The organism is Salmonella sp. SAL04214 (assembly GCF_046550615.1).
Classification (GTDB): domain Bacteria; phylum Pseudomonadota; class Gammaproteobacteria; order Enterobacterales; family Enterobacteriaceae; genus Salmonella; species Salmonella enterica.
This window is the reverse complement of record NZ_JBGDXT010000001.1, coordinates 76442-98514: the sequence shown is the minus strand read 5'-3', so window position 1 is coordinate 98514 and position 22073 is coordinate 76442. Positions and strand designations below refer to the sequence as shown.

Sequence of the window (22073 nt, the reverse complement as noted above, 5' to 3'; positions counted from 1 at the left end):
TGAACATTCCTGTAGGGGGCAATGAACTCTACCCCGGCTGCTAAGCCAGCCCCGGCATATGCCATACCAGGGTCAGAAGCAAAAAAACACCAACCCAGGCGCGCAGTCCCAGGTCAGCTACAATTTCCTCTTTGATAACCATTTTACCCTGGAGTTCCCTATGGGTCATCGTTTACTTTTTAGGGCGTTGCGCCGTAGTATGACGGCTTGTTTCCAGGGTGTTAGCGCGAGATTATGCGATTTTCCAGATTTATCATCGGATTGACCACCAGTATAGCGTTCAGCGTTCAGGCCGCGAATATTGACGAATACATCAAACAGCTTCCGGCCGGCGCCAACCTCGCGCTGATGGTGCAAAAGATTGGCGCGCCCGCGCCGGCTATTGATTATCATAGTCAGCAGATGGCGCTTCCCGCCAGTACCCAAAAGGTGATTACCGCGCTGGCGGCGCTGATTCAACTCGGCCCGGATTTCCGTTTTACGACCACGCTGGAGACTAAAGGCAACGTCGATAACGGCATCCTGAAAGGTGACGTAATTGCGCGCTTCGGTGGCGATCCAACGCTAAGACGTCAGGATATTCGCAATATGGTCGCGACGCTGAAAAAGTCAGGCGTCACGCAAATCGACGGTAATGTGCTTATCGACACGTCGATTTTCGCCAGCCACGATAAAGCGCCAGGCTGGCCGTGGAACGACATGACGCAGTGTTTCAGCGCGCCTCCCGCCGCCGCCATTGTTGACCGCAACTGTTTTTCTGTGTCGCTTTATAGCGCGCAAAAACCAAACGATTTAGCCTTTATTCGCGTGGCCTCTTATTATCCGGTAACGATGTTCAGCCAGGTACGGACTCTGCCGCGCGGTTCGGCAGACGCGCAGTATTGCGAGCTGGATGTTGTGCCTGGCGATTTGAACCGTTATACGCTTACCGGCTGTTTACCACAGCGCGCCGACCCGCTGCCGCTGGCCTTTGCTATTCAGGACGGCGCCAGCTACGCGGGCGCGATCCTCAAGCAGGAACTGAAAGAGGCCGGGATAACTTACCGCGGCACGCTGCTGCGCCAGACGCAGGTTAACGAGCCCGGAACGATCGTCGCCAGTAAACAGTCGGCGCCACTGCACGATCTGCTTAAGATTATGCTGAAAAAGTCAGACAACATGATCGCCGATACTGTTTTTCGGATGATTGGTCATGTCAGGTTTAACGTGCCTGGCACCTGGCGGGCGGGATCGGATGCCGTTCGCCAGATCCTGCGCCAACAGGCGGGAATTGATATCGGCAATACCATTATTGCCGACGGTTCCGGTCTTTCTCGCCATAATCTGATCGCTCCCGCCACGATGATGCAGGTGCTGCAATATATCGCCCAACACGATAACGAGCTGAACTTTATCTCTATGCTGCCGCTGGCGGGCTATGATGGTTCATTACAATACCGCGCCGGGCTGCATCAGGCGGGCGTAGACGGTAAGGTTTCAGCGAAAACCGGGTCACTGCAGGGCGTGTATAATCTGGCGGGCTTTATTACCACCGCAAGCGGGCAACGGATGGCATTTGTACAGTATTTGTCCGGCTACGCGGTTCCACCTGCCGATCAGCGTAATCGCCGAATCCCGCTGGTACGCTTCGAGAGTCGGTTGTATAAGGATATTTATCAGAATAACTGAGTGCATTATTGCCGGATGGCGGCGCTAACGCGTCTTATCCGGCCAACAACGAACATAATAAAACGGGCCGCAAATGCGGCCCGTTGGCTTTTATAGGCCGGATAAGCGTAAGCGCCATCCGGCTACGAGATTAACGTTTGTAGATGAACTCGACGCCTTCTTCGTCGTCTTCATCCCAGTCGTCATCCCAGTCATCGTCTGCGTCTTCTTCCACTTCAGCCAACTGCTGGCGATGATAATCGTCCCACATGAACTCGACTTTTTCCGGCTGTTTTGCTTCTTCAGCCTGCGCGATCGGATTCTCGATGATAAAGGTCATCACATCCCAGCAGAGATCTTTCACCCCTAGCTGACTGGCAGCGGAAATCAGATAGTATTTCCCTTCCCAGCCCAACGCTTCGGCGATCGCTTTCGCTTTCTCTTCCGCTTCGGTTTTATCCATCAGATCGATCTTGTTGAACACTAACCAGCGCGGTTTAGCCGCCAGATCCTGGCTGTATTTTTCCAGTTCGCCAATAATGATACGGGCGTTTTCCACCGGATCGGAACCGTCGATCGGATCGATATCAATGAGGTGCAGCAGTACGCGGCAACGTTCGAGGTGCTTCAGGAAGCGAATCCCCAGGCCCGCGCCTTCCGCCGCGCCTTCGATCAACCCCGGAATGTCGGCCACCACAAAACTCTTTTCGCTGTCCATACGTACCACGCCCAGGCTCGGCACCAGCGTGGTAAACGGATAGTCCGCGACTTTCGGTTTTGCTGCCGATACCGCGCGAATGAACGTTGATTTACCGGCGTTTGGCATCCCCAGCATCCCGACATCCGCCAGCAGCATCAGTTCCAGCAGCAGGTCGCGCTTATCGCCCGGCGTACCATTGGTTTTCTGGCGCGGCGTACGGTTAACCGAGGATTTAAAACGGGTATTGCCTAACCCATGCCAGCCGCCCTTCGCGACCAACAGACGCTGACCGTGTTTGGTCATGTCGCCCATCGTTTCACCGGTTCCCTGGTCGATAACGCGCGTACCGACCGGCACTTTGATGGTCACGTCTTTACCGCGTTTACCGGTACAGTCGCGGCTCGCGCCATTCTGACCACGTTCAGCGCGGAACGATTTTTCAAAGCGGTAATCGATCAGCGTATTCAGGTTTTCATCGGCTTCCATCCAGACGTCGCCGCCGTCGCCGCCATCACCGCCGTCCGGGCCGCCTTTCGGGATATATTTTTCGCGGCGGAAGCTCACACAGCCATTACCGCCATCGCCTGCAACGACCAGAATCGATGCTTCATCAACAAACTTCATTTTATTCTCCGTAAATCATTCGCCTGAGCGGGGTTGCGAAACCACCGTTTCATGCTTGCGTAAACCGCCCCAAATACGATGACCAATGGCGGAATACATCGCGCCCGCAACCACGACAAACGCACCGAGATAACCTAAAAGGTTTAACATCGGTCTGGCGAAGAAATCGGGCCAGGCCATAGATAAAAGATCTGAAAACAGCAGGGTAAATAGCGGTGTAAGCGTGATTATCGCGCTCACCTGCGCCGCCTGCCAACGCGCCATCGCTTCCGCCAGGGCGCCATATCCTACCAGCGTATTTAGCCCGCAGAAAATCAAACAGGCGAGCTGCCAGTCGCTCAGTTGCGCTATCACCATCGGTTTTGCCAGCGGCAAGAGCGCTATCGTACATAAAGTGTACAGTAAAAACAGGATCTGCTGCGAGGCCAGACGTCGCAATAATACTTTTTGCGCCACGCCATAGCTCACCCACACCATCGCCGCACCTACGCCAAAAATAACGCCCCAGGTGTAGTCGGTCAGTCGGGTAAAAATCTCGATCAGACTGGTGTTAAAAAACATCACCAGCCCGCTCAATAACATCAGCGCGCCAATCACCTGCGTACCGCGCATCTTTTCTTTCAGAATAAAGACGCTGGCGACCATCATGCCAACCGGCGAGAGCTGGCCGATAACCTGCGACGCGGTTGGGCTTAAATATTGCAGGGAAGAACTGAACAAAATGAAATTACCGAACAGTCCGCAGGTCGCTATCGCCAATAACACCAACCAGCGCGGCTTACGAAAAATACGCAGCGGCGGCAGCTTTCTTTTTACTGCCAGTATCGCCCCGAGGCCAATACTGGCCATTAAGAAGCGGTAGAAGACAATGGTTGAAGGCTCCATCACCTCCAGCACTTGCTTCATTGCTATTGGCAACGCTCCCCAGCACATCGCGGTAGTGAGCGCTAAAAGAATGCCAATGCCTGCCTGCTGCTTCATGCCGTGTTCCCTGCAAAGACCCGTTAACGGCATTCGCACAGCCACACGGGTATATTTTAGTCGGCCATCGAATGTAAAAAGCCCCGCAACAGGTGCGGGGCTTTCATCCGTTACCGGACCACAAAAAACTTACTCAGCAACGATGCTGATGTATTTACGGTTTTTCGGGCCTTTAACTTCGAATTTCACTTTACCGTCTGCTTTAGCAAACAGAGTGTGGTCACGACCGCAACCAACGTTGGTACCAGCGTGGAATTTAGTACCACGTTGACGAACGATGATGCTGCCTGCCAGAACTGCTTCACCGCCAAAGCGTTTTACGCCCAGACGTTTAGCTTCAGAATCGCGACCGTTACGAGTCGAGCCGCCAGCCTTTTTATGTGCCATTTAATCTGCTCCCCTAATCTTAAGCGCTGATGCCGGTAATTTTCACATCAGTGAACCACTGACGATGGCCCTGCTGCTTACGGTAGTGTTTACGGCGACGAAACTTAACGATTTTAACTTTCTCGCCACGACCGTGGGCAACAACTTCAGCTTTGATTACGCCGCCATCAACGAAAGGAACGCCGATTTTGACTTCTTCACCGTTTGCGATCATCAGAACTTCAGCGAACTCGATAGTTTCGCCAGTTGCGATGTCCAGCTTTTCCAGGCGAACGGTCTGACCTTCGCTTACTCGGTGTTGTTTACCACCACTTTGGAAAACCGCGTACATAAAAAACTCCGCTTCCGCGCACACCTTTCAATGATTCAGAGCGCGCTATAAATATTCACAATAGGGCGCGAATATTACGCAAATTGCACGGCTTTGACAAGTGCTACCATCAATACATGAAGAAAAAAAACACAACGCATACGGTAACGTTTATCTGCGGCGTTTTTTCAGTACAATCAGGGTATATTTCTAACCATAAACCCTACGTTACCTCATTCAGACATGGGATAATCGGGGCGATAAGCCCGGCTTTTGCGATGAATTTAGAAAAAATCAACGAGTTAACCGCGCAAGATATGGCGGGTGTCAATGCGACAATCCTTGAACAGCTTAATTCCGACGTTCAACTGATTAATCAGCTAGGATATTACATTATTAGCGGCGGCGGAAAACGCATTCGTCCGATGATTGCCGTTCTTGCCGCGCGCGCGGTGGGTTATCAGGGTAACGCGCACGTGACTATCGCCGCTCTGATCGAGTTTATCCACACGGCGACGCTGCTACATGATGATGTGGTGGATGAATCCGATATGCGTCGCGGCAAAGCGACGGCAAATGCCGCTTTCGGTAATGCCGCCAGCGTGCTGGTCGGCGACTTTATCTATACCCGCGCCTTCCAGATGATGACCAGCCTCGGCTCGTTAAAAGTGCTGGAAGTGATGTCGGAAGCGGTCAACGTGATCGCAGAAGGCGAAGTGCTGCAATTGATGAACGTGAATGACCCGGACATTACCGAAGAAAATTACATGCGGGTGATTTACAGTAAAACGGCCCGTCTGTTCGAAGCTGCCGCCCAGTGCTCCGGTATTCTCGCCGGTTGTACGCCTGAGCAAGAGAAAGGGTTGCAGGACTATGGCCGCTACCTTGGTACGGCTTTCCAGCTCATTGACGATCTGCTGGATTACAGCGCCGACGGCGAGCATCTCGGTAAAAATGTGGGTGATGACCTCAATGAGGGCAAACCCACCTTACCGTTGCTTCACGCCATGCGCCACGGTACGCCAGAACAGTCAGCGATGATCCGTACCGCTATTGAACAAGGTAATGGCCGTCATCTTCTGGAACCGGTTCTGGAAGCGATGACCACCTGCGGCTCGCTGGAATGGACGCGTCAGCGAGCGGAAGAAGAAGCCGACAAAGCGATATCCGCGTTGCAGATATTGCCGGATACCCCATGGCGTGAGGCGCTTATCGGTCTCGCACACATCGCGGTGCAGCGCGATCGTTAATGCCGTTCTCTTATCCCGCGTACTGCGCGGGATATCCCATTAAGTTCTAATAAACTCCAGATACCCTATCGCCTGTTTTTTCACATACTCATTCAGGACTTTCCCTGGCATATTCTGAATATTACCGCCACTTACATGAACTTTTTAGAACATTCCTTCACGAAGCGTTATAGTATCGAACGTCGTCGGGTTGTTAAAACCGTAAGTGATTAACCTAAGGAGTGATGGATGTATGGAAAGCAAGCTTATTGACTGGCATCCGGCCGATATCATTGCCGGACTACGTAAAAAAGGGACTTCAATGGCCGCTGAGTCACGCCGGAATGGATTGAGTTCATCCACGCTGGCCAATGCATTAACGCGCCCGTGGCCGAAAGGAGAGTTGATTATTGCGAAAGCATTGGGAACGGAACCCTGGGTTATTTGGCCATCGCGTTATCACGATCCGCGCACGCATGAGTTTATCGACAGAACGCGGCTTATGAGAGCGCGTAATAAAGACAAACAGAATGTAGAGTAAGTGCCTGTAAAATAACCCCCGCAATCGCGTTCGCGGGGGTTATTCAGCGTACAGAAGATTATTCGCCTTTCACGCGTTCAATATTCGCGCCTAGCGCGCGCAGTTTGTCTTCGATGCGCTCATAACCGCGATCGATGTGATAAATACGATCCACAATCGTCGTGCCTTCCGCAATACAGCCCGCCAGCACCAGGCTCGCAGATGCTCGCAGATCTGTCGCCATGACCTGGGCGCCAGAGAGCGTTTCTACGCCATGGCATATGACGGTATTGCTTTCAATTTCCGCACGCGCGCCCATGCGGCTGAGTTCAGGCACGTGCATAAAACGGTTTTCAAAGACGGTTTCAGTGATAAAGCCCGTCCCTTCCGCCACCAGGTTCAGCAACGTGAACTGCGCCTGCATATCGGTCGGAAATGCCGGATGCGGCGCGGTACGGACATTGACCGCCTTCGGTCGTTTGCCGTGCATGTCCAGACTAATCCAGTCCTCGCCCACTTCGATATCCGCGCCAGCATCGCGCAGTTTCGCCAGTACCGCGTCCAGAGTGTCCGGTTGCGCGTTACGGCAGAGGATTTTGCCGCGAGAGATTGCTGCCGCCACCAGGAAAGTCCCTGTTTCGATACGATCCGGCAGCACACGATAAACGCCGCCGCCCAGACGCTCTACGCCCTCGATCGTAATACGATCGGTGCCCTGCCCGGCGATCTTCGCCCCCAGCGTAACCAGGAAGTTAGCGGTGTCGACAATTTCCGGCTCGCGCGCGGCGTTTTCAATGATGGTCGTCCCTTCCGCCAGCGTGGCGGCGCACATAATGGTGACGGTCGCGCCGACGCTGACCTTATCCATCACGATATGCGCCCCTTTAAGACGCCCTTCTACGGAGGCCTTTACGTAGCCCTCTTCCAGCTTGATGGTCGCACCCAGTTGTTCCAGACCGGTAATATGCAGATCAACCGGACGCGCGCCGATAGTACAGCCCCCCGGCAGAGAGACTTGTCCCTGACCAAAACGGGCAACCAGCGGCCCCAGCGCCCATATCGAGGCGCGCATGGTCTTAACCAGATCATAAGGCGCGCAGAACACGTTCACCTGGCTGGCGTCAATGTGTACCGATCCATTGCGTTCCACTTTCGCGCCTAATTGGCTCAGGAGCTTCATCGACGTATCCACGTCTTTCAGTTTTGGAACGTTTTGGATCTCTACCGGTTCTTCTGCCAGCAGAGCGGCGAACAGGATCGGCAGCGCGGCGTTTTTGGCGCCGGAAATTGTGACTTCGCCCTGGAGCGTCGTTGGCCCCTGTACACGAAATTTATCCATTATTGTATTCTCAGTTAAGCATTCATCTCCGCTACCGGCAGGTTACCCGTAGCTTAAAATCCGTTAAGTTTACGATCGCGCGCCCATTCCGCCGGGGTATATGCTTTGATCGATACGGCATGGATACGGTTGTCCGCAATGTACTCCATTAGCGGCCCATAGACCGTTTGCTGTTTCTTGACCCGGCTCATGCCGTCAAACATCTCGCCCACGGCAATAACCTGAAAGTGACTGCCATCGCCGGAGACGTGGACTTCCTGGAGGGAGAGGGCATTCATCAGCACACTCTGAATTTCATGATTTTCCATGGGTTCTTTATTCGTCAAATAGTGAAAACAGCCCAACATCTTAGAGCAAAGTCGCGCCGTCTTAAATAAGCAAAAGATTACGCTGATAAATCAGCGCGGTAAAAGTGCCGGATGGTGCTGCTAACGCAACTTATCCGGCCTACGGGGATCATGCGAAGTGTAGGCCGGATAAACCATCCGGCATTCATTACATACGGGGAAGTACGTCTTCGGGCAAGTTATATAATTGCGCCAGCGCGTAAACCTTGTCGTTAACGCCAGACAGCGACACGGCATTGCCCTGCTTTTTTGCCTGGTTCACAAGGTGCGCCAGCAGCGCCAGTCCCCCCGTATCCACCCTGGAGATCTGGCTCAGGTCGATACGGGTAACGCCAGTCATCGCTTCTACGCGCGCGTCCCATAGCGGCGCCAACACGTCCTGATCCAGCTCTCCCGCCAGCACCAGAGTGTCCGCCTCACGCGTCCAGGTGAGTTGCGGCGTCATTACTGTTTCTCGTCCAAAGTAATTTTCTGCTGAGAGATAGATTTCAGTTGTGCGGTCAGGCCGTCGATGCCTTTAGTACGCAGCAGATCGCTCCACTCATTTTGCTTGGTGGTGATCATGCTGACGCCTTCCGCAATCATGTCATACGCCTGCCAGTTGCCGGTCTGAGTGTTTTTGCGCCACTGGAAATCCAGGCGTACCGGCGGACGACCGTTGGGATCGATAATCGTTACACGGATAGGCACAATGGTCGCATCGCCCAGCGGTTGCTCAGGCGCTATCTGGTAAGTCTGGCCGTGGTACATCGCCAGCGCCTGACCGTATGCCTGTTTCAGGTATTCGCGAAACGCTGCAAAATAGGCTTCACGCTGCGCCGGGGTCGCCTCTTTGTAGTAGCGGCCCAACACCAGCGCGCCGGCATATTTTACCTGCACGTACGGCAGAAGTTCCTGATCAACAACGTCTCGCAGGTAATCCGGATTGGCACGAATTTTCGGCTGTTCGTTTTTCAGGCGATCAAACGTTTTCTGCGCCGCCTCGTTCATCAGTTTATAAGGATTGCTCTGATCCGCTGCCGTTGCTGCGCTTAATGGCGCAATGACCAGCAGGGCCACCATCATCAGTCGTTTAAACATGCCTCAATTCTCCTGAGATTATTTCGTTTCGCCCGCGGGCGTTGTGGCTTCAGTATGGCCTTCCGTTGCGGCTGGCGCATCGCCAGAATTCTTATTGTCGTCGCCTTTGCTGTTATAAAGGAACTGGCCAATCATATCTTCCAGCACCATTGCAGACTTGGTGTCCTGAATCGTACTCCCATCTTTGAGGATAGACGTTCCCAGCTCAGGATCTTCAAAACCGACGTTTAATGCCAGATATTGCTCCCCCAGCAGCCCGGAAGTACGAATACTCAACGAGCTGGTATCGGGAATATGGTTATAACGCTCTTCGATGTCGAGCGTTACGCGCGGTAGGTATGTTTTCGGATCAAGCGAGATATCTTCAACCCGCCCGACAACCACCCCGCCGATGCGTACCGGGGAACGCACTTTCAGACCGCCGATGTTATCGAAGGTCGCATAAACCTTATAGGTCGGCTCCGTGCGCATAGAGGTCACATTTGCCGCCTTCAGGCAAACAAACAGCGCCGCCAGCAACGCTACCAGCAAAAAAACGCCTACCCAAATTTCATTTTTTTTCGTTTGCATGAACTCAATTCCCAAACATCAGTGCGGTCAGCACAAAATCCAGCCCCAGAACGGCCAACGATGCGTGAACCACGGTACGCGTCGTTGCCCGGCTAATCCCGGCAGAAGTTGGTATTGCGTCATAACCGTTGAATAACGCAATCCATGTTACCGTAATGGCGAACACCACGCTCTTTATCAGACAGTTCACCAGGTCCATACGCCAGTCGACGGCATTCTGCATCGCGGACCAGAAGAACCCGGCGTCGATTCCTTTCCAGCTTACGCCGACCAGCGAGCCGCCCCAGATACCGACCGCCACAAAGATAATGGTCAGTAGCGGCAACGAAATCACGCCCGCCCAAAAGCGCGGCGAAATCACCCGGCGCAATGGATCGACCGCCATCATCTCCATACTGGAGAGCTGCTCCGTCGCCCGCATCAGGCCGATTTCCGCCGTCAACGCCGACCCAGCCCGCCCGGCAAACAGCAACGCCGCGACCACCGGCCCCAGCTCGCGCAGCAGCGAAAGCGCCACTAACATGCCAAGACTGGTCTCCGCGCTGTAAGTGGTCAGAACCAGATAGCCTTGCAGCCCCAGCACCATACCGATGAATACGCCGGAGACAATAATGATAAGCATCGACAAGACGCCCACATTATAAAGCTGGCGCACCAGCAGCGGCGCATGTTTGCGAAACTCCGGCTTACCGATAATCGCATTGAATAACATTAACCCGGCGCGCCCGAACGTCCTGACGGTTTTGATCCCGCTGTGTCCGAGTGCTGCCAGCGCATTTAACAGCATGAGTGGCTTAACTCCCTGTTTCGAGTAAATCAAGGTGATAGTCGCCCGCCGGATAGCGGAACGGAACCGGCCCGTCGGCAATACCGTCAAGGAACTGACGCACGCGCGGGTCCGTATTCTCCTGCAACGCCTGAGCGCTACCGTGAGCGACGATTTTTTTGTCCGCCATGATCCAGGCGTGATCCGCAATACTGAGCACCTCTGGCACATCATGCGAGACCACCACGCAGGTCACGCCCAGCGCGCTGTTCAATTCTGAAATCAGCTTCACCAGAACGCCCATGGTAATCGGGTCCTGGCCGACAAACGGCTCATCGAACATGATGAGATCCGGTTCCAGAGCGATGGCGCGCGCCAACGCGGCGCGGCGCGCCATCCCACCGGAGAGCTCGGAAGGCATCAGTTTTGCCGCGCCGCGCAGCCCGACAGCTTCCAGTTTCATCATCACGACGCTTTTTAGCAGCGGCGCGGGTAAATTGGTGTGCTCCCGTAGCGGATAGGCCACATTGTCAAACACGTTCATGTCGGTAAACAGCGCTCCCGACTGAAACAGCATACTCATACGTTTACGGACGGTGTAGAGCCGCGAACGGGACATGGCCGGCACATTCTCGCCATCAAATAAGATCTCGCCCTTATCCGGCGGGATCTGTCCGCCAATCAGGCGCAACAGCGTGGTTTTACCGATGCCCGACGGCCCCATGATCGCCGTGATCTTCCCGCGCGGCACCGTCAGGGAAATATTATCGAAAATGCAGCGTTCGCCACGGGAAAAGCTGACGTCGCGCATATCGACTAAATTGGCCGCAGACTGACCCATTGATTCATCCTTCGTATTGCCTTGTTGAGGTAACCATGGCGCTGAATTTAACCATGGGTTCGACATAATTACAGAATATTAACTGACAGGGTTAGCGAAAGCTGGCATTCGTTTTACTTTTTAGCCGCATAAAGTCAAAATTAGGACTTCGTTACGGCTTCCAGATATCCCTTCCAGGGGACCGGCGAGTATACCTGAAGAAAGGACTTTAGATGCTTTTAGCGATGGCGCTACTCATAATTGGTTTGCTTCTGGTGGCCTACGGCGCCGATCGTCTGGTGTTTGCGGCCTCTATTTTATGCCGTACATTCGGTATTCCCCCGCTGATCATCGGGATGACGGTCGTGAGTATCGGCACCTCGCTGCCGGAAATTATTGTGTCGGCCGCCGCATCGCTACACGGTCAGCTCGATTTGGCCGTCGGCGCGGCGCTCGGTTCTAACATCACCAATATTTTGCTGATCTTAGGGCTGGCGGCGCTGGTTCGTCCATTTACCGTGCATTCCGATGTTTTACGTCGCGAATTGCCATTAATGTTATTTGTTAGCGTGGTAGCCGGTTCCGTACTGCATGACGGACAGTTAAGCCGCAGTGATGGTATCTTTCTCCTGCTTCTGGCTGTGCTATGGCTGTTATTCATTGTTAAAATCGCGCGTCTGGCCGAACGCCAGGGGAATGACAGCCTCACCCGCGAACAACTGGCGGAGCTGCCGCGCGAAGGCGGGCTCCCCGTCGCGTTCTTATGGCTGGGCATTGCGCTGGTCATCATGCCGATGGCGACGCGCATGGTAATCGATAACGCTACGGTGCTGGCGAACTATTTCGCCATGAGTGAATTAACGCTCGGTCTGACAGTCATCGCCGTCGGCACCAGTCTGCCAGAACTGGCGACGGCGATTGCCGGCGTGCGAAAAGGCGAAAATGATATTGCCGTTGGTAATCTCATTGGCGCCAATATTTTTAATCTCGCCATCGTGCTGGGACTGCCTGCGCTGATCGCGCCGGGGGAGATCAACCCGCTGGCATTTGGGCGTGATTATAGCGTGATGTTGCTGGTTAGCGTGGTTTTCGCTTTACTTTGCTGGCGGCATCCGCGTCAGATTGGTCGGGGCGCAGGTATACTGCTGACCGGCGGGTTTATCGTATGGCTGGCGATGCTCTATTGGCTATCGCCACTTCTTGTTGGATAACTGGAAACGGATTATGTCGCATTTAGCGTTGCAACCGGGGTTTGACTTTCAGCAGGCAGGCAAAGAGGTCCTGGAAATTGAACGTGAAGGCCTGGCGGAGCTTGATCAATATATCAACCAGCATTTCACGCTGGCCTGTGAAAAAATGTTCAACTGCACCGGAAAAGTGGTGGTCATGGGGATGGGGAAATCCGGCCATATCGGACGGAAAATGGCCGCCACGTTCGCCAGTACCGGCACCTCTTCCTTTTTTGTACATCCGGGCGAAGCCGCGCACGGCGATTTGGGGATGGTTACGCCGCAGGATGTGGTTATCGCTATCTCCAACTCCGGCGAATCCAGCGAGATCGCGGCGCTAATACCGGTGCTTAAACGGCTGCACGTACCGTTAATTTGCATTACCGGGCGACCGGAAAGCAGCATGGCGCGTGCGGCAGACGTGCATCTGTGTGTTAAAGTGCCCAAAGAAGCGTGTCCGTTAGGCCTGGCGCCTACCAGTAGTACCACCGCAACGCTGGTGATGGGCGACGCGCTCGCCGTGGCATTGTTAAAAGCGCGCGGCTTTACCGCCGAGGATTTCGCTCTGTCGCATCCTGGCGGCGCGCTGGGACGTAAGCTACTGCTGCGCGTAAGCGATATTATGCATACTGGCGATGAGATCCCGCATGTTAATAAACATGCCACCCTGCGTGATGCGCTGTTAGAAATTACGCGTAAAAATCTCGGTATGACCGTCATTTGCGATGAATCCATGAAGATTGACGGTATCTTCACCGACGGCGATTTACGTCGCGTGTTCGATATGGGCGGCGATATGCGCCAGTTGGGGATCGCCGAGGTGATGACGCCAGGGGGCATTCGCGTGCGTCCCGGTATTCTCGCTGTCGATGCGCTGAATTTAATGCAGTCCCGCCATATCACCTCCGTACTGGTTGCTGATGGCGACCAGTTACTCGGTGTGTTACATATGCATGATCTCCTGCGTGCAGGCGTCGTGTAGAAACTCAAGGATAATTAACGATGAGTAAAGCAGGTGCGTCGCTTGCGACCTGTTATGGCCCCGTCAGCACCCATGTCATGACCAAAGCGGAGAATATCCGCCTGCTCATCCTGGACGTGGATGGCGTATTGTCTGACGGCCTGATTTATATGGGCAATAACGGCGAAGAGCTGAAGGCTTTCAACGTTCGTGACGGCTATGGCATTCGCTGTGCTTTGACCTCCAATATCGAGGTTGCCATTATTACCGGACGAAAGGCTAAACTTGTAGAAGATCGCTGCGCCACGCTGGGGATTGTCCATCTTTATCAGGGACAGTCGAATAAGCTGATCGCCTTTAGCGATCTGCTGGAAAAACTGGCCATTGCGCCGGAAAATGTTGCCTATGTCGGCGATGATCTGATTGACTGGCCAGTGATGGAAAAAGTGGGGTTAAGCGTTGCCGTTGCGGATGCGCATCCGCTGCTGATCCCCCGCGCTGACTATGTGACGCACATTGCCGGCGGGCGCGGCGCGGTACGTGAGGTGTGCGATTTGCTGCTGCTGGCGCAGGGCAAGCTGGATGAGGCCAAAGGGCAATCGATATGAGTAAAACCAGACGTTGGGTTATCATTCTACTGTCGCTGGCCATTCTGGTACTGATTGGTATCAATCTGGCGGATAAAGACGATCCTGCTGCCGTGATGGTCAACAGCAACGATCCCACGTATAAAAGCGAGCATACGGATACCGTCGTGTACAGTCCGGAAGGCGCGTTGAGCTATCGTCTGATCGCGCAGCACGTTGAATATTTTTCCGATCAGGCGGTCTCATGGTTTACGCAACCGGTATTAACCACCTTTGATAAGGATAAAGTGCCGACATGGTCGATCAAGGCCGATAAAGCCAAATTGACTAACGATCGGATGCTCTATCTGTATGGCCATGTTGAAGTCAACGCCCTGGTGCCTGACGCTCAATTACGCAGAATTACCACCGATAACGCGCAGATTAATCTGGTGACGCAGGATGTTACCTCGAACGATCTGGTGACGTTATACGGCACAACATTTAACTCCAGCGGACTGAAAATGCGCGGTAACTTACGCAGCAAGAACGCCGAGCTGATTGAAAAGGTTAGAACCTCTTATGAAATTCAAAACAAACAAACTCAGCCTTAATCTTATGCTTGCCGGCTCGCTGCTGGCCGCCAGCATTCCGGCCTTCGCCGTCACGGGCGATACCGAACAGCCTATTCATATTGACTCGGATCAACAGTCGCTGGATATGCAAGGCAACGTCGTGACCTTTACGGGCAACGTGGTGATGACCCAGGGCACGATTAAGATCAACGCCGATAAAGTCGTGGTTACCCGCCCTGGCGGCGAACAGGGGAAAGAGGTGATCGACGGTTACGGCAATCCGGCCACCTTCTACCAGATGCAGGACAACGGTAAGCCGGTGAAAGGCCACGCTTCCCATATGCATTACGAGCTGGCGAAAGATTTTGTGGTGCTGACCGGCAACGCTTATCTGGAGCAGCTTGACAGCAACATTACCGGCGACAAAATCACCTACCTGGTGAAAGAGCAGAAAATGCAGGCCTTCAGCGAGAAAGGCAAACGCGTCACCACCGTTCTGGTGCCGTCGCAGTTGCAAGACAAAAACAAAGGCCAGACTCCGGCGCAAAAGAAGAGTAACTAATTCGTTATGGCAACATTAACTGCAAAGAATCTGGCGAAGGCATATAAAGGCCGTCGCGTAGTGGAAGATGTCAGTCTGACCGTTAACTCCGGGGAGATTGTCGGGCTGCTCGGTCCAAACGGCGCGGGTAAAACCACCACCTTTTATATGGTCGTCGGTATCGTGCCGCGTGACGCGGGCAATATCATCATTGATGATGAAGATATCAGTCTGCTGCCGCTGCACGCGCGCGCGCGCCGCGGTATCGGCTATTTGCCGCAGGAAGCCTCTATTTTCCGCCGTCTCAGCGTATTTGATAACCTGATGGCGGTACTGCAAATTCGTGACGATTTGACCGCAGAACAGCGAGAAGACCGCGCCAACGAGCTGATGGAAGAGTTTCATATCGAGCATCTGCGCGACAGCATGGGACAGGCGCTGTCCGGTGGTGAACGCCGTCGTGTAGAAATAGCCCGCGCGTTGGCCGCTAATCCCAAATTTATCCTGCTGGATGAACCCTTTGCCGGCGTTGACCCGATTTCCGTTATCGACATCAAACGCATTATCGAGCATCTGCGCGATAGCGGGCTCGGCGTGCTGATCACCGACCATAACGTCCGTGAGACGCTGGCAGTCTGTGAACGCGCCTATATCGTGAGCCAGGGCCACCTTATTGCCCACGGTACGCCGACAGAAATCCTGCAAGACGAACACGTTAAGCGTGTATATCTTGGGGAAGACTTCAGACTCTGATAGGGTAGAGGGCTATGCTGCTCTAGCGGGAGAAAACGACTCTGAATATGAAGCAAGGTTTGCAACTCAGGCTTAGCCAACAACTGGCGATGACGCCTCAGCTACAACAGGCCATCCGTCTGTTGCAGTTGTCTACGCTGGAACTTCAGCAGGAACTCCAGCAAGCGCTGGAAAATAACCCGCTGCTTGAGCAAACCGATCTTCATGACGAAATCGACACTCAGCAACCTCAGGATAACGATCCTCTCGATACCGCCGACGCGCTCGAACAAAAAGAGATGCCGGAAGAGCTGCCGCTTGACGCCAGTTGGGATGAAATTTACACCGCCGGGACGCCGTCCGGCCCCAGCGGCGATTATATCGACGATGAGCTGCCCGTCTATCAGGGCGAAACGACGCAGTCGTTGCAGGATTATCTGATGTGGCAGGTTGAGCTAACGCCCTTCTCGGATACCGATCGCGCTATTGCGACATCCATTGTCGATGCGGTAGATGATACCGGTTATCTCACCGTATCCCTGGACGAAATTCGCGAAAGCATGGGCGATGTAGAGGTGGATCTCGATGAGGTCGAAGCCGTTCTGAAGCGCATTCAGCGTTTTGATCCGGTAGGCGTCGCGGCAAAAGATCTTCGCGACTGTCTGCTGATCCAGCTTTCACAATTCGACAAATCCACGCCGTGGCTGGAAGAGGCGCGGCTCATTATCTGCGATCACCTTGATCTGCTGGCCAACCACGATTTCCGCACGTTGATGCGCGTTACCCGACTAAAAGAAGAGGTGCTGAAAGAGGCGGTAAACCTGATTCAGTCGCTCGATCCCAGACCCGGTCAATCGATCCAGACCGGCGAGCCGGAGTACGTTATCCCGGATGTGCTGGTACGCAAGCATAACGGTCGCTGGACGGTGGAGCTTAATAGCGACAGTATTCCCCGTTTACAGATTAACCAGCACTATGCCGCCATGTGCAATAGCGCGCGCAACGATGCCGACAGCCAGTTCATCCGCAGTAATTTACAGGATGCGAAATGGCTGATAAAAAGCCTTGAAAGCCGTAACGACACGCTGCTGCGCGTCAGTCGCTGCATCGTCGAGCAACAGCAAGCCTTTTTTGAACAGGGCGAAGAATATATGAAACCGATGGTACTGGCGGATATCGCCCAGGCCGTCGAGATGCACGAATCCACTATATCCCGCGTGACCACGCAGAAGTATTTGCACAGCCCGCGCGGTATTTTTGAACTCAAATATTTCTTTTCCAGCCACGTCAATACCGAAGGCGGAGGCGAAGCCTCTTCCACCGCGATTCGCGCGCTGGTGAAGAAGTTAATTGCGGCGGAAAACCCCGCGAAACCACTGAGCGACAGCAAGTTAACCTCTCTGCTGTCAGAACAAGGTATCATGGTGGCGCGCCGCACTGTTGCGAAGTACCGAGAGTCTTTATCCATTCCGCCGTCAAACCAACGCAAACAGCTAGTTTGACCCAACCGATAAGGAAGACACTATGCAGCTCAATATCACCGGACATAATGTCGAAATTACTGAAGCCCTGCGTGAATTTGTGACGACAAAATTCGCCAAACTTGAACAGTATTTTGAGCGGATTAATCAGGTATACGTGGTGTTGAAAGTGGAGAAGGTCACGCACATCTCGGATGCGACGCTACACGTTAACGGCGGCGAAATTCACGCCAGCGCGGAAGGCCAGGATATGTATGCCGCCATTGACGGCTTGATTGATAAACTGGCAAGGCAGTTAACCAGGCATAAAGATAAACTGAAACAACACTAATTGTCCGGGCAGTTAGCCAGTGCAGGACGGCCTGTTGTGTGACACAACGGGCCATTTGTACAGTTAGCGCTCCGAACCTGGCCATCAACCTGACAGGACAGGTTCTTAGGTGAAATTATGATAAATAACGATACGACTCTACAACTGAGCAGTGTACTTAACCAGGAGTGTACGCGTAGCGGCGTTCATTGTCAGAGTAAGAAACGCGCGCTGGAAATCATCAGCGAACTGGCGGCAAAACAGCTCAGTTTACCTCCTCAGGTCGTGTTTGAAGCCATTCTGACACGCGAAAAAATGGGCAGTACCGGTATTGGTAATGGTATCGCCATCCCGCACGGGAAACTGGAAGAAGATACCTTACGCGCCGTCGGCGTGTTCGTTCAGCTCGAAACGCCAATCGCGTTCGACGCCATCGATAACCAGCCGGTCGATCTCCTCTTCGCCCTGCTGGTGCCCGCCGATCAAACTAAAACGCATCTGCACACGCTGTCGCTGGTGGCGAAACGTCTGGCGGATAAAACGATCTGCCGCCGCCTGCGCGCGGCGCTGAATGATGAAGAGCTGTATCAAATCATTACTGACACCGAAGGTGAGCAGAATGAGGCATAACAACTCAATGGCATTTATTTCTGTCGTTGTGAGGAGAAACGGTACATGGTACTGATGATCGTCAGCGGGCGTTCCGGATCAGGTAAATCTGTCGCTCTGCGCGCGCTGGAAGATATGGGATTTTACTGCGTGGATAACCTCCCCGTCGTGCTGTTGCCCGATCTGGCGCGAACGCTGGCCGATCGCCAGATTTCCGCCGCCGTCAGCATTGATGTGCGCAATATGCCTGAATCACCTGAGATTTTTGAACAGGCGATGAATAATCTGCCTGGCGCTTTCTCGCCGCAATTGCTGTTTCTTGATGCCGACCGCAATACCTTGATTCGCCGCTACAGCGACACGCGCCGTTTGCATCCGCTTTCCAGCAAAAATCTTTCTTTAGAGAGTGCGATCGATAAAGAGAGTGACTTGCTGGAGCCGTTACGCTCACGTGCGGATCTGATCGTCGACACTTCAGAAATGTCCGTCCATGAGCTGGCGGAGATGCTGCGTACCCGGCTGTTGGGCAAACGCGAGCGTGAACTGACGATGGTATTTGAGTCCTTCGGCTTTAAACATGGTATCCCGATTGATGCGGACTATGTGTTTGATGTCCGCTTTCTGCCCAACCCGCACTGGGATCCAAAACTGCGCCCCATGACCGGGCTTGATAAGCCGGTAGCCGCGTTTCTTGACCGACACACAGAAGTTCACAATTTTATCTATCAGACTCGCAGCTATCTTGAGCTATGGTTACCGATGCTGGAGACCAACAACCGCAGCTACCTTACCGTCGCTATCGGTTGTACCGGCGGGAAACACCGTTCGGTGTATATTGCAGAACAGCTGGCAGACTACTTCCGCTCGCGCGGTAAAAATGTCCAGTCTCGCCATCGCACGCTGGAAAAACGCAAAACATGACCGTAAAGCAAACTGTTGAAGTCACCAATAAGCTGGGCATGCATGCCCGGCCTGCCATGAAGCTTTTCGAACTGATGCAGGGGTTTGACGCCGAGGTGCTATTACGCAATGACGAAGGCACTGAAGCGGAAGCGAACAGCGTCATCGCTCTGTTAATGCTCGACTCCGCCAAGGGGCGTCAGATCGAAATTGAAGCCACCGGCCCGCAAGAAGTTGAAGCGCTGGCGGCGGTTATCGCGCTGTTCAATTCCGGCTTTGACGAAGACTAAACCTCCCCCTCTATACCCTATTTCCCCCAACGCCGTCCCGGTATTTGATGACAGTCACCCCAAAACCGGGCGTGTTACGCCTGCCTGCCACTTGTCCCGCAGCCCCGCCCTTTCGTAAGATTTGTACATTTCGTGCGCTTTACCTATGCATAAAAACATTAAGAAAACCTTAAAAAATTTCGTTTAGGTTTTGTTTAAGTTCTTTGTCCATACTAAATTTATGTGAATAAATTTTTCCAGGACTTGCCATGATCCTCTTATCGAAACAGACTCCGCTGGGCGCCGGTCGACATCGTAAATGCTATACGCATCCGGATAATGCCCGGCGTTGCATAAAAGTCATTTACAACCGTGACCACGGCGGTGATAAAGAGATTCGGCGTGAACTGAGCTACTATGCGCATCTGTCTCGCTACCTGACAGACTGGAGCGCTATCCCCCGTTATTACGGCACGGTAGAAACCGATTGCGGCACTGGCTATGTCTACGACATGATTACCGATTTCAACGGCGCGCCCTCTATTACCCTGACCGAGTTCGCCGCGCAATGTCGTTATGAAGAGGATGTCGCTGTCCTGCGGCGGCTACTGAAAAAACTGAAACGTTACCTGCTGGATAACCATATTGTGACGATGTCGCTGAAGCCGCAAAACATCCTGTGCCAGCGTATCAGCGAGTCAGAAGTGGTTCCGGTGGTTTGCGACAATCTGGGGGAAAGTACCTTTATCCCGCTGGCAACCTGGTCAACATGGTGCTGTGAACGCAAACTGGAGAGAGTGTGGCAGCGGTTTATCGCCCAGCCTGCGCTGACCGTTGCCCTGGAGAGGGACGCGCAGCCAAAAGACAAGAAACGGCTGGCGCTTACTTCTCACGAAGCTTAATGGCCTGTGCTTATCAGGCCTGGACGACACAGATCGCAGGCCGGATAAGGCGTTCGCGCCGCCAATCGGCAAAATTAATTAAGCTGGTTGCGCGTCATAAAAGATTCCCCGCCCAGTTGGCGCATCTGGCGCATAATCCACGCCTGCCGGCTACGCACATAGCCGGAAGGCGCATTCGCCTTATAGCGTAACGGATTTGGCAATACCGCCGCCAGCAACGCGGCTTCAGACATACTCAAGCGACTGGCGGGTTTATGAAAATACCGTTGTGCCGCAGCCTCCACGCCGAAAATACCATCGCCAAACTCCGCGATATTCAGATAAACCGTGAGAATGCGCTTTTTGCTCCAGACAGTTTCAATACCCAGCGTTAGCCCGGCCTCCAGACCTTTGCGCACCCAACTGCGTCCATCCCATAAAAAGAGATTTTTCGCCGTTTGCTGCGAAAGCGTAGAGGCGCCGCGAATACGGCTCTCATTCCGCTCATTATGCGCCAGCGCTTTTTCAATCGCCGGAACATCAAAGCCCCAGTGCTCAGGGAACTTCTGGTCTTCCGCCGCAATTACCGCCAGCCCCATCCACGGCGAGATATCCGCCATACTGACCCAGTCAGAATGCGCCACATAACCGAACTCTCCGCCGAGCCAGGCGCTAATCTGCCGTTCCGCCATCACCGCCGAAAAAGGCACCGGAACCACGCTAAACAGCGCAATGCCGCCGCCCCAAAAGACGGCGAGCGCAGCAAGGATACGTAAAAGTAGACGGCGCAAAAACCTTAACGGCGCGATGCGTCGTTTGCTCATTCCGCCAGAACCAGCACGCGCGACACTAATTTATCAATGCCGCTTGCCGCCTGGGCGATATCCTGCGCCAGCATATAGGCAGGGGTGGTCACGACCTTGTTATCCTCGTCCACAACGATATCATCAACCGGGCAAGGTACGTGTTCGGCCCCCATCTCTTCAAGTACTTCAGCGGTATCAATATCCGTCCCTATTGTCAGACGTAGCGGGAAGTCAAAGATCTTCGGCAACATTGCGGGCGCGATACAGATGAATCCCAGCGGCTTGCCGGACTGGTGCATGGCCTTCGCCAGCGCGACGACATCGCTATCCACCCGGCATTCGCTCCCCTGGCTGGCGAAATTACTCAGGTTCTTCGCCGCGCCGAAACCACCAGGCACAATGAGCGCATCCAGCTCCTCTGGCTGAGCCTGGGACAGGGGACGAATATCGCCCCGCGTAATACGCGCCGCCTCAATCAGGACGTTACGCGTTTCCGCCATCGCTTCGCCGGTCAGGTGATTAATAACATCCGCTTGTGGTTTATCCGGCGCGAAGCAGATAGCCTGCGCGCCGCTGCGGGCAATGGCCAACAGCGTCAGAACGGCCTCATGAATTTCGGCGCCGTCATAGACGCCGCATCCACTGAGCACTACGCCAATTTTTTTCATGGTGAACATCCTCCTGCAACCGACTCAAGCCCATTAATAATTTTGATTAAAATGCTACGCTTCACACATTTAAATGATTCATGTAACAAATCATTTAGGATTTGCTATCTTAACTGCGTGCGGCCTGAAAACAGGACTGCGCCTTTGACATCATCATAATAAGCACGGCGCAGCCACGATTTCCCTGGTGTTGGCGCAGTATTCGCGCACCCCGGTCAAACCGGG

The 22073-nt window shown here is 53.7% G+C and carries 29 protein-coding genes; 15 read left to right on the top strand and 14 right to left on the bottom strand.

The window, feature by feature from the left end:
- Window positions 1–40: 40 nt before the first annotated feature.
- Complete coding sequence (locus ACLJQD_RS00485) at window positions 41–169, bottom strand: hypothetical protein (RefSeq protein ID WP_254888488.1); 129 nt, start codon at window positions 167–169, stop codon at window positions 41–43.
- 65 nt (window positions 170–234) lie between these two features.
- Between ACLJQD_RS00485 and dacB the strand changes: the two genes are divergently transcribed.
- On the top strand, window positions 235–1668 hold the full coding sequence (dacB, locus tag ACLJQD_RS00480) for a serine-type D-Ala-D-Ala carboxypeptidase (RefSeq protein WP_017441472.1): 1434 nt from the start codon (window positions 235–237) through the stop codon (window positions 1666–1668).
- A 130-nt stretch (window positions 1669–1798) separates the two neighbouring features.
- Here the strand turns inward: dacB and cgtA are convergent, their stop codons facing one another.
- The 4 genes from cgtA to rplU form a co-directional block, all read right to left on the bottom strand.
- Window positions 1799–2971, bottom strand: coding sequence for an Obg family GTPase CgtA (cgtA, locus tag ACLJQD_RS00475; RefSeq protein ID WP_000673556.1), 1173 nt, complete (start codon window positions 2969–2971; stop codon window positions 1799–1801).
- 15 nt (window positions 2972–2986) lie between these two features.
- Window positions 2987–3952: a DMT family transporter gene (locus ACLJQD_RS00470; protein WP_000813052.1), complete on the bottom strand. Its 966-nt coding sequence runs from the start codon at window positions 3950–3952 to the stop codon at window positions 2987–2989.
- Between the two features lie 129 nt (window positions 3953–4081).
- Window positions 4082–4339 carry a 50S ribosomal protein L27 gene (gene rpmA, locus ACLJQD_RS00465; RefSeq protein ID WP_000940593.1) on the bottom strand — a complete coding sequence of 86 codons (258 nt, stop codon included), beginning with the start codon at window positions 4337–4339 and terminating at the stop codon, window positions 4082–4084.
- Between the two features lie 19 nt (window positions 4340–4358).
- Window positions 4359–4670 (bottom strand): 50S ribosomal protein L21, encoded by a 312-nt coding sequence (gene rplU / locus ACLJQD_RS00460; protein WP_000271396.1) that lies wholly within the window; start codon window positions 4668–4670, stop codon window positions 4359–4361.
- Window positions 4671–4927: 257 nt separating this feature from the next.
- Between rplU and ispB the strand changes: the two genes are divergently transcribed.
- On the top strand, window positions 4928–5899 hold the full coding sequence (gene ispB / locus ACLJQD_RS00455; RefSeq protein ID WP_001047354.1) for an octaprenyl diphosphate synthase: 972 nt from the start codon (window positions 4928–4930) through the stop codon (window positions 5897–5899).
- A gap of 232 nt (window positions 5900–6131) precedes the next feature.
- Entirely contained in the window at window positions 6132–6419 is a 288-nt protein-coding gene (gene sfsB / locus ACLJQD_RS00450) for a DNA-binding transcriptional regulator SfsB (protein WP_000444167.1), read from the top strand.
- Between the two features lie 58 nt (window positions 6420–6477).
- On the opposite strand, the gene murA is transcribed toward sfsB, so the two are convergent.
- The 7 genes from murA to mlaF form a co-directional block, all read right to left on the bottom strand.
- The gene (gene murA, locus ACLJQD_RS00445) at window positions 6478–7737 is read right to left on the bottom strand and encodes a UDP-N-acetylglucosamine 1-carboxyvinyltransferase (protein WP_000357288.1); all 1260 of its coding nucleotides are present in this window, start codon (window positions 7735–7737) and stop codon (window positions 6478–6480) included.
- Window positions 7738–7790: 53 nt separating this feature from the next.
- Window positions 7791–8045, bottom strand: a complete 255-nt coding sequence (gene ibaG / locus ACLJQD_RS00440) for a BolA family iron metabolism protein IbaG (RefSeq protein WP_001518349.1) — start codon at window positions 8043–8045, stop codon at window positions 7791–7793.
- 187 nt (window positions 8046–8232) lie between these two features.
- Window positions 8233–8529, bottom strand: coding sequence for a lipid asymmetry maintenance protein MlaB (gene mlaB / locus ACLJQD_RS00435; protein WP_000188844.1), 297 nt, complete (start codon window positions 8527–8529; stop codon window positions 8233–8235).
- Window positions 8529–9164 (bottom strand): phospholipid-binding protein MlaC, encoded by a 636-nt coding sequence (gene mlaC / locus ACLJQD_RS00430; protein WP_000476475.1) that lies wholly within the window; start codon window positions 9162–9164, stop codon window positions 8529–8531. Before mlaC ends, mlaB begins: the two co-directional genes overlap by 1 nt.
- Before the next feature lie 18 nt (window positions 9165–9182).
- Window positions 9183–9734, bottom strand: a complete 552-nt coding sequence (mlaD, locus tag ACLJQD_RS00425; protein WP_001193591.1) for an outer membrane lipid asymmetry maintenance protein MlaD — start codon at window positions 9732–9734, stop codon at window positions 9183–9185.
- Between the two features lie 4 nt (window positions 9735–9738).
- A complete protein-coding gene (mlaE, locus tag ACLJQD_RS00420; RefSeq protein WP_000925786.1) occupies window positions 9739–10521 on the bottom strand; it encodes a lipid asymmetry maintenance ABC transporter permease subunit MlaE in 783 nt (260 codons plus the stop codon).
- Between the two features lie 7 nt (window positions 10522–10528).
- On the bottom strand, window positions 10529–11341 hold the full coding sequence (gene mlaF / locus ACLJQD_RS00415) for a phospholipid ABC transporter ATP-binding protein MlaF (RefSeq protein WP_000531566.1): 813 nt from the start codon (window positions 11339–11341) through the stop codon (window positions 10529–10531).
- 212 nt (window positions 11342–11553) lie between these two features.
- On the opposite strand from mlaF, the gene ACLJQD_RS00410 reads away from it, so the two are divergent.
- From ACLJQD_RS00410 to yrbL, 12 genes are all read left to right on the top strand, one after another.
- On the top strand, window positions 11554–12531 hold the full coding sequence (locus ACLJQD_RS00410) for a calcium/sodium antiporter (protein WP_000922736.1): 978 nt from the start codon (window positions 11554–11556) through the stop codon (window positions 12529–12531).
- Between the two features lie 13 nt (window positions 12532–12544).
- Window positions 12545–13531, top strand: coding sequence for an arabinose-5-phosphate isomerase KdsD (gene kdsD / locus ACLJQD_RS00405; protein WP_000018617.1), 987 nt, complete (start codon window positions 12545–12547; stop codon window positions 13529–13531).
- A 20-nt stretch (window positions 13532–13551) separates the two neighbouring features.
- A complete protein-coding gene (gene kdsC / locus ACLJQD_RS00400; RefSeq protein WP_000030029.1) occupies window positions 13552–14118 on the top strand; it encodes a 3-deoxy-manno-octulosonate-8-phosphatase KdsC in 567 nt (188 codons plus the stop codon).
- The gene (gene lptC, locus ACLJQD_RS00395) at window positions 14115–14690 is read left to right on the top strand and encodes an LPS export ABC transporter periplasmic protein LptC (protein ID WP_000047845.1); all 576 of its coding nucleotides are present in this window, start codon (window positions 14115–14117) and stop codon (window positions 14688–14690) included. Before kdsC ends, lptC begins: the two co-directional genes overlap by 4 nt.
- Window positions 14659–15213, top strand: a complete 555-nt coding sequence (gene lptA, locus ACLJQD_RS00390; protein WP_000669770.1) for a lipopolysaccharide ABC transporter substrate-binding protein LptA — start codon at window positions 14659–14661, stop codon at window positions 15211–15213. Before lptC ends, lptA begins: the two co-directional genes overlap by 32 nt.
- Before the next feature lie 6 nt (window positions 15214–15219).
- On the top strand, window positions 15220–15945 hold the full coding sequence (gene lptB, locus ACLJQD_RS00385; RefSeq protein WP_000224104.1) for an LPS export ABC transporter ATP-binding protein: 726 nt from the start codon (window positions 15220–15222) through the stop codon (window positions 15943–15945).
- Window positions 15946–15992: 47 nt separating this feature from the next.
- On the top strand, window positions 15993–17426 hold the full coding sequence (rpoN, locus tag ACLJQD_RS00380) for an RNA polymerase factor sigma-54 (RefSeq protein WP_000809020.1): 1434 nt from the start codon (window positions 15993–15995) through the stop codon (window positions 17424–17426).
- Between the two features lie 22 nt (window positions 17427–17448).
- Entirely contained in the window at window positions 17449–17736 is a 288-nt protein-coding gene (hpf, locus tag ACLJQD_RS00375) for a ribosome hibernation promoting factor (RefSeq protein WP_001176589.1), read from the top strand.
- 117 nt (window positions 17737–17853) lie between these two features.
- The gene (ptsN, locus tag ACLJQD_RS00370) at window positions 17854–18345 is read left to right on the top strand and encodes a PTS IIA-like nitrogen regulatory protein PtsN (protein WP_000609332.1); all 492 of its coding nucleotides are present in this window, start codon (window positions 17854–17856) and stop codon (window positions 18343–18345) included.
- A gap of 45 nt (window positions 18346–18390) precedes the next feature.
- Window positions 18391–19245: an RNase adapter RapZ gene (rapZ, locus tag ACLJQD_RS00365; protein ID WP_000243749.1), complete on the top strand. Its 855-nt coding sequence runs from the start codon at window positions 18391–18393 to the stop codon at window positions 19243–19245.
- The gene (npr, locus tag ACLJQD_RS00360; protein ID WP_000216797.1) at window positions 19242–19514 is read left to right on the top strand and encodes a PTS phosphocarrier protein NPr; all 273 of its coding nucleotides are present in this window, start codon (window positions 19242–19244) and stop codon (window positions 19512–19514) included. Before rapZ ends, npr begins: the two co-directional genes overlap by 4 nt.
- A gap of 248 nt (window positions 19515–19762) precedes the next feature.
- On the top strand, window positions 19763–20395 hold the full coding sequence (gene yrbL / locus ACLJQD_RS00355; RefSeq protein ID WP_000602198.1) for a PhoP regulatory network protein YrbL: 633 nt from the start codon (window positions 19763–19765) through the stop codon (window positions 20393–20395).
- A gap of 74 nt (window positions 20396–20469) precedes the next feature.
- On the opposite strand, the gene mtgA is transcribed toward yrbL, so the two are convergent.
- Window positions 20470–21198: a monofunctional biosynthetic peptidoglycan transglycosylase gene (mtgA, locus tag ACLJQD_RS00350; RefSeq protein ID WP_017441471.1), complete on the bottom strand. Its 729-nt coding sequence runs from the start codon at window positions 21196–21198 to the stop codon at window positions 20470–20472.
- Complete coding sequence (gene elbB, locus ACLJQD_RS00345) at window positions 21195–21848, bottom strand: isoprenoid biosynthesis glyoxalase ElbB (protein ID WP_001748596.1); 654 nt, start codon at window positions 21846–21848, stop codon at window positions 21195–21197. Before elbB ends, mtgA begins: the two co-directional genes overlap by 4 nt.
- Between the last annotated feature and the right edge of the window lie 225 nt (window positions 21849–22073).

Bases quoted from the DNA above. Each gene is read 5' to 3' on its own strand.
- ACLJQD_RS00485 (WP_254888488.1), bottom strand. From the start codon at position 169: ATGACCCATAGGGAACTCCAGGGTAAAATGGTTATCAAAGAGGAAATT.
- dacB (WP_017441472.1), top strand. From the start codon at position 235: ATGCGATTTTCCAGATTTATCATCGGATTGACCACCAGTATAGCGTTC.
- cgtA (WP_000673556.1), bottom strand. From the start codon at position 2,971: ATGAAGTTTGTTGATGAAGCATCGATTCTGGTCGTTGCAGGCGATGGC.
- ACLJQD_RS00470 (WP_000813052.1), bottom strand. From the start codon at position 3,952: ATGAAGCAGCAGGCAGGCATTGGCATTCTTTTAGCGCTCACTACCGCG.
- rpmA (WP_000940593.1), bottom strand. From the start codon at position 4,339: ATGGCACATAAAAAGGCTGGCGGCTCGACTCGTAACGGTCGCGATTCT.
- rplU (WP_000271396.1), bottom strand. From the start codon at position 4,670: ATGTACGCGGTTTTCCAAAGTGGTGGTAAACAACACCGAGTAAGCGAA.
- ispB (WP_001047354.1), top strand. From the start codon at position 4,928: ATGAATTTAGAAAAAATCAACGAGTTAACCGCGCAAGATATGGCGGGT.
- sfsB (WP_000444167.1), top strand. From the start codon at position 6,132: ATGGAAAGCAAGCTTATTGACTGGCATCCGGCCGATATCATTGCCGGA.
- murA (WP_000357288.1), bottom strand. From the start codon at position 7,737: ATGGATAAATTTCGTGTACAGGGGCCAACGACGCTCCAGGGCGAAGTC.
- ibaG (WP_001518349.1), bottom strand. From the start codon at position 8,045: ATGGAAAATCATGAAATTCAGAGTGTGCTGATGAATGCCCTCTCCCTC.
- mlaB (WP_000188844.1), bottom strand. From the start codon at position 8,529: ATGACGCCGCAACTCACCTGGACGCGTGAGGCGGACACTCTGGTGCTG.
- mlaC (WP_000476475.1), bottom strand. From the start codon at position 9,164: ATGTTTAAACGACTGATGATGGTGGCCCTGCTGGTCATTGCGCCATTA.
- mlaD (WP_001193591.1), bottom strand. From the start codon at position 9,734: ATGCAAACGAAAAAAAATGAAATTTGGGTAGGCGTTTTTTTGCTGGTA.
- mlaE (WP_000925786.1), bottom strand. From the start codon at position 10,521: ATGCTGTTAAATGCGCTGGCAGCACTCGGACACAGCGGGATCAAAACC.
- mlaF (WP_000531566.1), bottom strand. From the start codon at position 11,341: ATGGGTCAGTCTGCGGCCAATTTAGTCGATATGCGCGACGTCAGCTTT.
- ACLJQD_RS00410 (WP_000922736.1), top strand. From the start codon at position 11,554: ATGCTTTTAGCGATGGCGCTACTCATAATTGGTTTGCTTCTGGTGGCC.
- kdsD (WP_000018617.1), top strand. From the start codon at position 12,545: ATGTCGCATTTAGCGTTGCAACCGGGGTTTGACTTTCAGCAGGCAGGC.
- kdsC (WP_000030029.1), top strand. From the start codon at position 13,552: ATGAGTAAAGCAGGTGCGTCGCTTGCGACCTGTTATGGCCCCGTCAGC.
- lptC (WP_000047845.1), top strand. From the start codon at position 14,115: ATGAGTAAAACCAGACGTTGGGTTATCATTCTACTGTCGCTGGCCATT.
- lptA (WP_000669770.1), top strand. From the start codon at position 14,659: ATGAAATTCAAAACAAACAAACTCAGCCTTAATCTTATGCTTGCCGGC.
- lptB (WP_000224104.1), top strand. From the start codon at position 15,220: ATGGCAACATTAACTGCAAAGAATCTGGCGAAGGCATATAAAGGCCGT.
- rpoN (WP_000809020.1), top strand. From the start codon at position 15,993: ATGAAGCAAGGTTTGCAACTCAGGCTTAGCCAACAACTGGCGATGACG.
- hpf (WP_001176589.1), top strand. From the start codon at position 17,449: ATGCAGCTCAATATCACCGGACATAATGTCGAAATTACTGAAGCCCTG.
- ptsN (WP_000609332.1), top strand. From the start codon at position 17,854: ATGATAAATAACGATACGACTCTACAACTGAGCAGTGTACTTAACCAG.
- rapZ (WP_000243749.1), top strand. From the start codon at position 18,391: ATGGTACTGATGATCGTCAGCGGGCGTTCCGGATCAGGTAAATCTGTC.
- npr (WP_000216797.1), top strand. From the start codon at position 19,242: ATGACCGTAAAGCAAACTGTTGAAGTCACCAATAAGCTGGGCATGCAT.
- yrbL (WP_000602198.1), top strand. From the start codon at position 19,763: ATGATCCTCTTATCGAAACAGACTCCGCTGGGCGCCGGTCGACATCGT.
- mtgA (WP_017441471.1), bottom strand. From the start codon at position 21,198: ATGAGCAAACGACGCATCGCGCCGTTAAGGTTTTTGCGCCGTCTACTT.
- elbB (WP_001748596.1), bottom strand. From the start codon at position 21,848: ATGAAAAAAATTGGCGTAGTGCTCAGTGGATGCGGCGTCTATGACGGC.